This window comes from Roseomonas sp. GC11, from assembly GCF_024437745.1.
Lineage (GTDB): Bacteria > Pseudomonadota > Alphaproteobacteria > Acetobacterales > Acetobacteraceae > Pseudoroseomonas.
In genome coordinates, this window is record NZ_JANFNY010000059.1 from 21,541 (window position 1) to 33,131 (window position 11,591).

9 protein-coding genes are annotated in these 11,591 nt (G+C 69.9%); all 9 read right to left on the bottom strand.

Annotated elements, in window-relative coordinates; all coding sequences use genetic code 11:
• Position 1: 1 nt before the first annotated feature.
• Complete coding sequence (locus NON00_RS17225) at positions 2–832, bottom strand: ABC transporter permease (RefSeq protein ID WP_256023515.1); 831 nt, start codon at positions 830–832, stop codon at positions 2–4.
• 4 nt (positions 833–836) lie between these two features.
• Entirely contained in the window at positions 837–1,877 is a 1,041-nt protein-coding gene (locus NON00_RS17230) for an ABC transporter substrate-binding protein (RefSeq protein WP_256023518.1), read from the bottom strand.
• Between the two features lie 51 nt (positions 1,878–1,928).
• Positions 1,929–2,984 (bottom strand): ABC transporter ATP-binding protein, encoded by a 1,056-nt coding sequence (locus tag NON00_RS17235; protein WP_256023521.1) that lies wholly within the window; start codon positions 2,982–2,984, stop codon positions 1,929–1,931.
• A 31-nt stretch (positions 2,985–3,015) separates the two neighbouring features.
• Complete coding sequence (locus tag NON00_RS17240; RefSeq protein WP_256023523.1) at positions 3,016–3,825, bottom strand: ABC transporter permease; 810 nt, start codon at positions 3,823–3,825, stop codon at positions 3,016–3,018.
• A 308-nt stretch (positions 3,826–4,133) separates the two neighbouring features.
• Positions 4,134–6,158 carry a Fe(3+)-hydroxamate ABC transporter permease FhuB gene (fhuB, locus tag NON00_RS17250; protein ID WP_256023525.1) on the bottom strand — a complete coding sequence of 675 codons (2,025 nt, stop codon included), beginning with the start codon at positions 6,156–6,158 and terminating at the stop codon, positions 4,134–4,136.
• A complete protein-coding gene (locus NON00_RS17255; RefSeq protein WP_256023528.1) occupies positions 6,151–7,047 on the bottom strand; it encodes an ABC transporter substrate-binding protein in 897 nt (298 codons plus the stop codon). The genes fhuB and NON00_RS17255 overlap by 8 nt, the downstream gene beginning before the upstream one ends.
• On the bottom strand, positions 7,041–9,410 hold the full coding sequence (locus NON00_RS17260; RefSeq protein WP_256023531.1) for a TonB-dependent siderophore receptor: 2,370 nt from the start codon (positions 9,408–9,410) through the stop codon (positions 7,041–7,043). Before NON00_RS17260 ends, NON00_RS17255 begins: the two co-directional genes overlap by 7 nt.
• Positions 9,411–9,669: 259 nt before the next feature.
• Positions 9,670–10,656 (bottom strand): FecR domain-containing protein, encoded by a 987-nt coding sequence (locus tag NON00_RS17265; protein ID WP_256023534.1) that lies wholly within the window; start codon positions 10,654–10,656, stop codon positions 9,670–9,672.
• Positions 10,653–11,165 carry a sigma-70 family RNA polymerase sigma factor gene (locus NON00_RS17270; protein ID WP_256023535.1) on the bottom strand — a complete coding sequence of 171 codons (513 nt, stop codon included), beginning with the start codon at positions 11,163–11,165 and terminating at the stop codon, positions 10,653–10,655. The genes NON00_RS17265 and NON00_RS17270 overlap by 4 nt, the downstream gene beginning before the upstream one ends.
• Positions 11,166–11,591: the final 426 nt, after the last annotated feature.

Consider the following 11,591-nt stretch of genomic DNA (forward strand, 5'->3'; position numbering starts at 1 on the left):
CTCAAGCCGTCTTGTATCTGCGCCCCAGCAGTGTGCTGCCGATGATGGTCAGCAGCAAGGTGACGCCCAGCAGAATGAAGGCGAGGGCCGCGCCGAAGGGCCAGTTGTTGCCGCGGACGAACTGGTCGTAGACGGCGGGCGCCATCATCTTGAACTGCGGCCCGCCGAGCAGGACGGCGGAGGCGTAGGTATTCATGCAGAGGATGAAGACCAGCACTGACCCGGCGGCCACGCCGGGCAGCGCCAGCGGCAGCACGACGCGGCGGAACACGGTGAAGGGTTTCGCCCCGAGATTGGCGGCGGCTTCCTCCGCCTGACGCGGGATGCTCTCGATCACCGAGGCCAGCGTCAGAATCATGTAGGGCAGCACGACGGCGACGATACCGGTGACCACGGATCCGGTGTTGTAGAGCAGCGGCAGCGAGGTGGTGATCAGCCCGAGCCCCTTGAGCGCCGCGTTGATCGCGCCCTCATTGCCGAGCAGCGCCATCCAGCCGGCGGCGCGCACGACATTGCCGACCAGCAGCGGGAAAAGCACGGTGATGGTGGCCAGGCTCTTCCAGCGGCTCTGCATCCGCGCCAGCCAGTAGGCGGCGGGGAAGCCGAGCGCCAGGGTCAGCAGGGTGCAGCCGAGGGCGACGCCCAGCGTCGTCGCCATGACCTGCCGGTAGTAGGGATCCGCCAGCGCCCGCAGGTAATTGGCCGCGGTCGTCGCTTCCACCATCATCTCGGTGGGGCTGAACTGGTTCAGGGAGATGCGCGCCAGCAGCAGCATGGGCGCGACCAGCAGCAGCAGAACCAGCAATCCGGCGGGAAGGACGAGCGCGGCCATCGGGTTACGCCTTGAACTGCTTGTTCCAGAAGTCGAGGATCTCGCCGTGCATCTTCAGCAGATAGTCGTAGTCGGGCGCGCGCAGGCGGGCCTGCTCGGTCTCGGTCAGGCTGATCTGGCTGGCGATCTCGGCCGGCAGCGGCGCGTCCTTGACGGTCGGCAGGTAGCCCATGCGGTCAGCGAAGGCGGCCTGGGCGGAGGGCTGCAGCGAGGCATCGATATAGCTATAGGCGGCGTCCTTGTTGCGGCTGTTCTTCGGCACCGCCATCTCGAAGACGATGGCATAGGCGCCCTCGGCCGGGACAACATGCTTCACCGGGATACCGGCCTTCTGCCACATGAAGCCGCGGGCGAGCCACATCGGCGTCATCCACACTTCCTCCGACTTCAGCGCGCCGGCCAGCGCCTCGTTGGAGGGGTAGATCTTGGCGTCGAGCGAACGCAGTTCCATCAGCTTCTGCTGCGCCGGCGCATAGTTGTCGTAGCTGCCGCCGCCCGCCATGGCGGCCGCGAAGGTGTTGGTGCTGTAGAGAATGTCGGAGAAGCCGACGCGGCCGCGATATTTCGGGTCGAACATGTCGGCGAAGCCCTTGGGCGGCGTCGTGACCTTGTTCGGGTTGTAGAGCAGGACGAGGGCCGAATAGATGTGCGGCACGGCGTAGGGCTTGGCCAGCGCCGGCAGGATGGCGGCGCCGCGCTTGAGCTTACCCATGTCGAGGGTGTCGAAGGCGCCCTGGGCCGCGATCATGTGCATGTCGGTGTCCGACAGGCAGGCGATGTCGAAGGTGCCGCGGCGGGCCTGGCGCTCGGCGATCAGCTTGGTCTTGCGCGGATCGGCATTGGCGATGTCCTGCAGGACCTCGATGCCCTGCGGCCCCATCAGCGGCTGGTCGATATGGGCGCGCAGCAGCTCGCCGTAATCGCCGCCCCAGGTACCGACCACCACCTGCCGGCCCTGGGCTCGGGCCAGGCCGGGCAGGCCGGCGGTGATGGATGCGAAGGCGGCGCCAGCGCCGGCCAGGGTCGCGCGACGGGTGATGTTCATGCCAGCTCTCCCAAGGTCACGTCAGATTGTCACGTCAGGGTTGAGGTCAGGTCAGGCGGCAGGCAGCAGGCGGGCGGCCGTGGCCTCCCAGCTCAGCGTCACGGTATCGCCGACGGCCAGCCGCCGCAGCGGATCGGTTGGCGTCGGTGTCGGGCGGATGATCAGCAGGGATGTGCCGTCCTGCTCCACCAGATATTCGGTCAGGGCGCCGAGATAGGTGAGCGCGGTGACCCGGCCGCCACCCTGCGGGTCCGGCTGCAGTGCGATACGCTCGGGGCGCAGCGCCAGCAGGGCGGCGTCCGGCCGCGCCCCGGCGGCGGTGGCATCGCAATGCAACAGGGCGCCGCTCGCCGCGCGAAAGCCGCCCGGTGCCTCGATGCGGCCCTCGATCAGGTTGCAGCGGCCGACGAAGCCGGCGACGAAAGGATCGGCCGGGTTCTCATAGAGTTCCTCCGCCGTGCCGACCTGCCGCACCCGGCCGCGCTCCATGACAACGAGGCGATCCGCCATGGTCAGGGCCTCCTCCTGATCATGGGTGACGATCAGGGTGGTCAGGCCGAGGCGCTGCTGCAGCGCGCGGATTTCCATCCGCACCTCGCCGCGCAGCTTGGCGTCGAGATTGGACAGGGGTTCGTCCAGCAGGAAGACGGCCGGGTTGACCACCAGCGCGCGGGCCAGGGCCACGCGCTGCTGCTGGCCACCCGAGAGCTGACGCGGCAGCCTGTCGGCCAGGTGGTCGAGCCGCACCAGGCGCAGCGCCTCCATCACCCGGGCATCGCGCTCGGCACGGCCGACTTTCCGCATCTCCAGCCCGAAGGCGACGTTCTGCCCGACCGTCATGTGCGGGAACAGCGCATAGGCCTGGAACACCATGCCCGTGTCGCGGGCATAGGGCGGGCGGCGCGTCACATCCTGGCCGCCGATCAGGATGCGGCCCTCGCTCGGCGGGATGAAGCCGGCGACCATGCGCAGCGTCGTGGTCTTGCCGCAGCCGGAGGGGCCGAGAAGAGCCACCATCTCGCCCTGCCTCACCTCCAGATCGACCCGCTCCACCGCGGTGGAGGAACCGTAGCGCTTGCACAGCGCCTCCAGCACCAGATTGCCCATCCATGCTCTCCTTTGGCGTGGAGCCAGCGCGTCAGACGACCCGCGACAGTTTCACGAAGCGGTCGGTCAGCAGCATCAGCCCCGCGACGAGCAGGATCTGTACCGTGGCCACGGCGGCGAGCGTCGGGTCGATGCGGAATTCGAGGTAGCTCAGCATGGCGACCGGCAGCGTCGTCCGCCCCGGCCCCACCAGCAGCAGCGAGAGTTCGAGATTTTCAAAGCTCTGGATGAAGGAGAACAGGCAGGCGGCGACGATGCCCGGGCGCAGCATCGGCAGCGTCACCCGGCGGAACACGGTGAAGGGCTTCGCGCCCAGATTGGCCGCCGCCTCTTCGGCCGAGCGGTCGAGATTGGCCAGGCTCGCCGAGACCAGCCGCACCGTCCAGGGGATGGTCAGCAGCACATGGGCGGCGACCAGCCCCTGCAGGGTCGCGGTGATGTCGGCATCAATCCAGAATTCGGCACGCAGATAGAACATGTAGAGCGCGGTACCCGCCACCACGCCGGGCACAGCAAGGGGGCTGAGCAGCAGGGTGTTCACCGCTCCCTTCCCGGGCAGCCAGCCGCGGGCGATGGCATAGGCTGCGGAGGTCCCGGCCGGCACGCCGATCAGTGTCGCCAGCAGCGCCACCTGCAGGCTGGAGAAGAAGCCGCGGGCGAATTCCTGCCGGTCCCAGGCATTGACGTACCAGTCCAGCGTCAGCCCCGGCGGCGGGAAGCTGACGATCTCCTGCCGGAAAACGCTGATCACCATGACCATCACCACCGGCGCCAGGATCAGCGCGAAGGCTGCGGCGACGGCGGCATGGAACAACAGACGGCTAGGCGCGGGCATGCTCATCAGTCGACCTCCAGGGCACAAGCTGCCACAGACGGCCGCCACGTCAAAATTCCTTAACCGATGCGGACCTCCTCCTGCTTCGCCACCCTCGAGTGCGCATTGCTGGACCGGCGCGCTTCCACTCCCAGGCAGAGGCGTGGATGGCGGTGTTCGCCTTCATCGAGGGTTTCTGCAATCCGACCCGGCGTCACTCCGCCCTGCGCTACCTCTCGCCCATCGCATGCGAAGCCAGGGCCATGGCCGAAAAATGATCCCTACCCACGAACTGTCCACGGAAGCGGGGCAACTTCATGGCCGCGTCGACAGCATCAGCCCGGGCGTCGCAGCATGAGCCAGATCATCAGCGGTCCGCCAAGGACGCTCACCAGCAATCCGGCGGGGATCTGGAAAGGAAAATCCAGCATCCGTCCGAACCAGTCGGCCAGCAAGGTGATGTTGCCGCCTATCATGGCTGCGCCCAGTGCCTGGTGCCACCCGCGTCCCAGGCCCAGCCGGTGGGCGATCTGGGGTGCCAGCAGGCCGGTGAAGCTGAGCGGGCCAACCACCAGCATCGCCACGGAGGTCATGGCCGCCACCAGCAGCAGCAGGCACAGCCGCACCATGGGGAGAGGCAGGCCAAGGCCGAGAGCCGTGACCTCGCCAAGCGGCAGGATATCCAGCCAGCGCGCCAGGGGGACCAGAAGCCCAAGCCCCAGAACGGCCGCCAGCAGCAGAAAAAAAGCGTCCGGCAGTTCCATCGCATAGGTCGAGCCAGACATCCAGTTGAGCAGTTCGACCGCGCGCGGATCGCCACTGGCCATCACCAGGCCGGTGGCCGTCCCGAGCAGGGCCGTCAGAGCGATCCCCACCAGGATTAGCCGCTCCGGGGAGAAGCCGGAACGTCGCCCCAGCCCCAGCATCACCGCCAGGACGATCGCGGCCCCGGCCGCGCCCGCCAGCATCTGCCCGCCCCGCGAGGGGAGGGGGAGGGTGAAGAGCATCACGATCACCCCGAGCGCCGCCCCGGATGAAATGCCAAGCACCTCTGGTGCCGCCATGGGGTTGCCGGTCAGCCGCTGGGTCAGTGTGCCGGCCAGGGCCATCAGGATGCCCGCCGAGAGAGCGGCCAGTGCGCGCGGCAGGCGCCAGGGCAGCAGATCGTGCAGCATATCCCCTGATGCCCAGTGCCAGCCCGCCGCATCCTGCCCCGCGGCCATGGCCAGCCAGAGCAGAAGCGGTGTGCCCAGCAGCAGCGGCCCGAGCGCCGGCAGGAGCCTGTGCCGCACCGGCTGGAGATCCCCACGGGAGAGGGCAGGGGGAGGCGTGGCGGGCAGGCGGGGCAGCAGCACCAGGAGCAGCGGCGCCCCCAGGAAGCCGGCCATCGCGCCGGTCGGCAGCGTGCGATAGCCCTGCGGGATCAGCAGCACCAGTTGATCGGTCAGCCAGAGCAGCCCACCCCCGAGCAACGCGCCCCAGAACAGCCGCTCCCCGAGCCGCCGCAGCCCGAGCAGCCGCGCCAGGGCCGGGGTCGCCAGACCGATGAAGCTGACCACCCCCACCTGGCTCACCACTGCCGCGCTCAGCAGCACCGCCAGCCCCAGCCCCAGCAGCCGGAGCCTCCCCACCCCGAGCCCCAGGCCCTGCGCGCCCTCATCCCCCAGGGCCAGCAGCGCCAGCGGGCGGCGCAGAGGCAGCACTGCCAGCCCCACCGCCCCGCTCCACAGCCCGAGGCTGCGGACACCATCCCACCCCCGCTGCTCCAGCGCCCCGGCCCCCCAGAAGAACAGGCCCAGCAGCAGGTCGTGGCGGAACAGTGTCACCAGCGCCGCCATGGCGCCGCAGGCCAGGCTGACCACCATGCCGGCCAGGATCACCGCCAGGGGCGCGAAGCCACGCGCCGCGCTGAGCAGCAGCACCAGCCCCAGCGCCGCCATGCCGCCGAGGAAGGCCACCGGCACGCGCCCCAGCCCCAGCGGGGCCGGCAGCAGCAGGTCAGGAGCCAGCACCGCCGCCAGTGCCAGGGCCAGCGCGGCGCCCGGTGCCACGCCTAGCGTGGCCGGCTCAGCCATCGGGTTGCGCAGCACCTGCTGCAACAGCACGCCGGCAAAGGCCAGGGCGGCGCCGCACAGCAGGGACATCGCCACCCGGGGCAGGAACAGGCTGTGCAGCAGCAGCGGACCCAGGGCTGGCGCGCCGCCGGGTGCTGGATCGGGCAGATCCGCCCCCCGGAGCAGCAGATCCCACCACAGCCCGGGCGGTACCAGGGCCGCCATCTGGCGCAGGGTCAGGAACAGGGCACAGGCCAAGAGCAGCGCGACAACCGGGAAGGGGCGGCGCAGGCGGAATTCAGGCATGGGGGGAGAGAGAGCCGGTCAGCAGCCGCGTCAGGCGCAGCGCGGCGGGAACCCCGCCATAGAAAAGGGTGGGGGGCAGCAGGACCAGCCGCCCCGGCGCGAAGGGCGGCAGGCGGCTCAGGACCGGGTCCTCCCGCAGCGAGGGCCAGAGCCGTTCCGGCATGCCGGTGACCACAACCCGCGCCTGCGGCACCGCCAGCAGGGCCTCCAGTGGCGCGATGGCATGGCCGAAGACGCTGCTGGGCCCGCTCCAGGCATTCTCCAGCCCCATCTCCGCCAATACGGCGTGGAACAGGCTGTTGCGCCCGAGCAGCAGGACATGCTGCGGCAAAATCTCATGCACCAGGAAAACCGGCTGGCCTGCCAGGGGCCGCAGCCGCGCCCGCGCCGCCGCCAGGGCCTCGTGCAGCGCCGCCCGGCAGTCCAGGGCGGCCTGCGGCTGCCCGAGGGCCTCCGCCAGTGCGGAAAGCCCGGCCTCGGCCTCCGCCAGCCCCATCCCCTGCGGCCCCGCCAGGGCATAGGGCAGCACGGGAGCAATGCGCCGCAGCCGTTCCCGCAGGCCCGCGGCAGAAGGCTCCACCACCAGCGCGGCCGGGGCCAGGGCGCGCAGCAATTCCATATTGGGTTCGGCGCGGCGGCCCAGTTCCAGCACGCCGGCAGGCAACGCGGGCTCGATCACGGCGCGCCGGTAGAGTGCCGCCTCCGTCACCGCCGGGCAGGGCAGGCCAAGGGCCAGCAGCGCCTGCGCCGCTGGCCAGCCCAGGGGGATGATGCCCCCCGTCACCAGGCCAGTGGGCCGGGCCTCCGCCGGACAGCCCGGCCCGAGGCCCGCCAGCACCCCCGTCAGCACATTGGCCAGCAGGCCACGCCGCCCAGGGTGGATCACCACCGGTAGCGCAGCGCCGCCGTCACCGCCAGCCGGTCGCCGTAGAAACAGGCGTAGGTGCAGGTGGCGACATACTTCTTGTCGAAGAGATTGATGGCGTTCAGCGTCAGGCGCCAATGCGCATCGACGTCATAGCGCGCCATTGCATCCACCACCGCATAATCCGGCACGCGCCAGCTGTTGGAGGTGTCCTCCGTCTTGCCCATGTAGCGCACGCCGCCACCCAATCCGAGCTTCTCCAGCGGGCCGGCCGGGAAGGCATAATCAGCCCAGAGCGAGGCGGCATGCTTCGGCGTCGCCGGCGGCGTGTCACCCAGGTCGCTGCCCGCGCTCTTGGTGATGACCGCATCCGTGTAGGTGTAGGTGGCGATCAGCCCCAGCCCCTCGGTCAGCTGCGCGCGGGCCTCCACCTCGACGCCGCGCGAGCGCGTCTCGCCGATCTGCCGCGGTGTCCACAGCGTGTCATAGGTGACGACGTTCTGCTTGGTCAGCTGGTAGAGCGCGGCGCTGATCAGGCTGCGCCGGTTCTCCGGCTGCCAGCGCAGGCCCACCTCGTAAAGCTGGCCCGTGGTCGGGTCGAAGGGCCGGCCGGAGAGGTCCACCACCCCCGAATTCGGGTTGAAGGAGCGCGCATAGGTGGCATAGGGCGCGAAGCCGCCATCCAGCCGGTAGACCGCCCCCGCCCGCCAGGTGAGGGCGCGGTCCGACTGGCCGAGCGTCGTGCCGCCCAGCCGGTCCTCCGTCTCGGCCCAGACCCAGTCCTGGCGCAGGCCGCCGAGCAGGATCAGCCGCTCCCCCACCCGCACCTGATCCTGGAGATAGAGGCCAAGCTGCTGCGAGGTCTCCCGCCCGTTCACCAGCGTATAGGCCGGCCAGGCGATGCGCTCGCCATAGACGGGGCGGAACAGGTCGATATCGCTGGCGGTGGTGAGGCCGCGCCGGTCGCGCAGGTCGAGGCTGGAATAATCCACCCCCATCAGTACCGTGTGGCGCAGACCAGCGGTGGTGAAGCGGGCCTCCGCCTGATTGTCGATGGCGAATTCATCGCTGTTGGTGACACGGCTGATCGCGAGGCGCGAATAGCTGGTGCCGCCGGCCGGCGCGTTGAAGGCGATGAAGGGCAGGCGCGTATCCGCGCGCATCCAGCGGGTGTTCTGGCGCAGCGTCCAGGTTTCATCCAGCCGGTGCTCCGCCTGCCAGCCAAGGCTGAAGACCTCGCTCTGCGTCTTGTCGAAGCCGGGCTCGCCGATGAAGGTGCCGCTGCGCACCGCGGGCTTGTTCAGCGCGAACTCCATCGGCACGCCGTAGTTATAGGCGGAATTGTTGCGGCTGGCCTGGGCGAGGAAGGTGACGGAGGTATCCCCGTCCGGCCGCCATGTCAACGCCGGGGCGATGTAGAGGCGGTTATCCGGCACATGGTTCACCATCGTGTCGGAGTCCCGCAGCAGTCCCGTCAGGCGGTAGCTCCAGACGCCGTCCTCGGTCAGCCGGCCGCTGAAATCGCCGGCGATCTGGCGGGCATTATAGTTGCCGGCGCTCAGCTCGATCTCGTGCAGCGGCTCGTCCGTGGGCCGCTTGCTCGTCAGCGCGATGACGCCGCCCGGCTCGGAGCGGCCATAGAGTACCGAGGCCGGGCCGCGCAGGATGTCGATCCGCTCCAGCGCATAGGGTTCCAGAATGCCGAGCGTGTAGCCATTGGCGCCGTAGCGCAGCCCGTCGCGGTAGAGGCTGCCCGTCTGCGCCCAGGCATCGAAGCCGCGCATGACGAGGGTTTCGTCCGTGCGGTTGAAGCCCTGCGCCGTGGTGACGCCGGGCGTGTAGCGCAGCGCGTCATGCAGCGAGCCCATGCGCTGGGCATCCAGCTGGTCGCGCGTGATGACGGAGATGGATTGCGGCGTCTCGATGATCGGCGTGTCGGTCTTGGTGCCGGCGCCGCTGACCTCCGCGACATAGCCGGGCACCGGGCTCCAGCTGCGCGGCACGGCGCCGGAGACCGCGACCTCCGGCAATTCCACCGCGCCTCGGACCGCCGGGCGGCGCAGCAGGGTCACCGTATCCGGCCCGCTGAAGCGCCAGGTGAAGGGCGTGCCCGCCAGCATGCGGGTCAGCGCCTCGCTGACCGTCAGGGAGCCGGAAACCGGCTGGCTCAGCGTGCCGGGCGGCACCTCTTCCGTGAAGACGATGGCCAGCCCGGTGACGCGGCCCAGCGCGTTCAGCGCCTCGTTCAGCGGCCGCGCGCCGATGTCGAAGGCCTGGCGGCTGGCCACCTCCTGCGCCATGGCCGGCGGCGGAAAGGTAGTGATCGGCGTCAGCACCGTGCACGCCAGCAACAGGGCCAGAGGCCGCCCTACCCGAGATCTCGTCATTCGTCCTGGTCCTCGCAGCCCGTTCAGCGGGGCGCCGGCATGGGCCGCACGCCCTCTCTCGTGATGCTTCACGGCTGGGAGGGGGCTTCACCCCACCCCTCGGGAGGAGATTTTTTCAGGGGAGAGATTCTTCTTTTTCTGAAGAAAAAGAAGCAAAAAGACTTTTCAAGGCTGCCGCGCTCTCCCGGCACGGCGGGACGCCAAACTGGCAAAAAGTTTTTGGTTCTTTTTTCTAAAAAGAACACTCTTCCTGGAACATCTATTCCCCTACCAGCACCAGACGATCCGCCACCACGCGCAAGCGGAAGCCGAGACGGCTTTGCAGGGCGCGCAGCGCGGCATCTGGACGGTCGAGCGGCAGGCTGCCGCTGACGCGGGTTTCGCCCAGGGCAGGATCCCGCAGCAGGATGCGCCCTGGCCTGTAGCGCCCGATTTCCTCCAGCACCTCGCGCAGGGGCATGGCCTGGAAGGCGAAGCGGCCCTCCCGCCAGGACAGGGCCTCATCCAGACGCACCGCCTCGGGGCGTGCCATCCCCCCGGCGCCGAAGCGCAGCCGCTCACCAGGGCGCAGGATCTGGCCAGCCTCACCGCGGGGCGTGACGGCGACGCTGCCTTCCTCCAGCGTCACGATGGCTTCCCCGCCCACCAGCCGCACTTCAAAGCGCGTGCCGAGGACGCGGACACTGCCCGGCGCCGTCTCGGCCACGAAGGGGCGGCCGCCGCTTTCCGCCGCCGGCCGCACGGTGAAGAAGGCCGCGCCGCGCAGCAGGGTGACACGGCGCTCCGCCGTGCCAAAGTCCAGGGCCAGGGCGCTATCAGCATCCAGCAGCGCGGAGGAGCCATCGGGCAGAGGCAGAAGCCGCCTCTCCCCGCGCCCTGTGCGCAGATCGGCCAGCAGATCCTGCCAGAGGCCGGGGCGTTCCAGCCAGAGGCCGCCGCCGCCCAGGGCCAGCGCCAGGGCGCCCAGCGTGGCGGCGCCCAGGCGCCGGCGGCCACGGCGGCGGCGCTCGGCCTGGATGGCGGCCAGCCAGCCTTCCAGCCGGGGCGCCTCCTCGGCGGCGATGCGCTGGCCTGGCCCCTCCGCCAGATGCCAGAGGCTTTCCGCCTCGCGGAAGGCCCGCCGTGCGGCCTCGCCCTGCTCCTGCCAGGTGGCGAAGGCGCGGCGCTCCGGCGCGGAGAGGCCACGCCGCTGCCGGGCCAGCCAGAGTTCGGCCTCCTGCCGCAGCGCCTCATCCGGCCCGCTCATGCCCTGTCATCTCCGGTCATCGCCTCGCCCTCCACGGCCGCGCGGCAGGCGGCCAGCGCGCGGGCCATATGCTTCTCGACGGCGGTGGAGGAAAGGCCCATGGCGCGGGCGATCTCGCTATAGGAACAGCTATGGACGCGGTTGAGCAGGAAGATATCCCGGCTCCGCTCCGGCAGGGCGCGGATGGTCACCTCCAGCCGCCGCAGCGCATCGCGGGCCTCCAGATGCGCCTCGGGGGCGGGCGGGGCCATGCGGGCGGCGAGTTCGGGTGCCACCGCCTCACGCAGGCGGCGGGCGCGCAGATAGTCGATGGCGGCATTGCGGGCGCTGCGGCGCAGATAGGCTTCCGGGTCGCCCTTCCACTCCGCCGCGCGGTCCCACAGGCGCAGGAAGACATCCTGTACCAGATCGGCGGCGGTGGCGCGGCAGAGGATGCGCCGCGCCACATCCTGCACGAGCCTGTCGCGCCCCGCATAGAGGCGCAGGAAGGTGGCGGTGCGGCCGCTCACGGCAGGGCAGCCGGCGCCCGGTGGTACTGTGAGCGGGGCCTGTCGTCGCGCGGCACGGGGCGCACTGTTCCTTCCTCCTCCCGGCGGCCGCGTGCCGGGCCGGGTGGGGCGAGTTTATCGCCGGCCCGCGCGCAGGTAAATGCGATTGATTATCATTTCTAATATGAGTCCAGATCGCGCAGGATGCACCTGGCCCTGGCCTGTTGCTCCGCCAGCAGGGACTGGCGGGGCAGGCCCAGGGGGCAGCCCATCTGTGCCAGCAGCCTTCCTATTCGGTGGACGAGAGGTAGCCCATAGCTGAGTGTGGCGTCTGGTTGGAGAGCTTGAGCGAGGTCGATGTTATTTGAGTTTTAAGGCCTGTTAGAGCTTGATCCAGTCTGCGGTGGCTGCGAGGCAGAGGATGCCGAGGAATGATCGGGCGGTCTT

Bases quoted from the DNA above. Each gene is read 5' to 3' on its own strand.
- NON00_RS17260 (WP_256023531.1), bottom strand. From the start codon at position 9,410: ATGACGAGATCTCGGGTAGGGCGGCCTCTGGCCCTGTTGCTGGCGTGC.
- NON00_RS17235 (WP_256023521.1), bottom strand. From the start codon at position 2,984: ATGGGCAATCTGGTGCTGGAGGCGCTGTGCAAGCGCTACGGTTCCTCC.
- NON00_RS17265 (WP_256023534.1), bottom strand. From the start codon at position 10,656: ATGAGCGGGCCGGATGAGGCGCTGCGGCAGGAGGCCGAACTCTGGCTG.
- fhuB (WP_256023525.1), bottom strand. From the start codon at position 6,158: ATGCCTGAATTCCGCCTGCGCCGCCCCTTCCCGGTTGTCGCGCTGCTC.
- NON00_RS17240 (WP_256023523.1), bottom strand. From the start codon at position 3,825: ATGAGCATGCCCGCGCCTAGCCGTCTGTTGTTCCATGCCGCCGTCGCC.
- NON00_RS17230 (WP_256023518.1), bottom strand. From the start codon at position 1,877: ATGAACATCACCCGTCGCGCGACCCTGGCCGGCGCTGGCGCCGCCTTC.
- NON00_RS17225 (WP_256023515.1), bottom strand. From the start codon at position 832: ATGGCCGCGCTCGTCCTTCCCGCCGGATTGCTGGTTCTGCTGCTGCTG.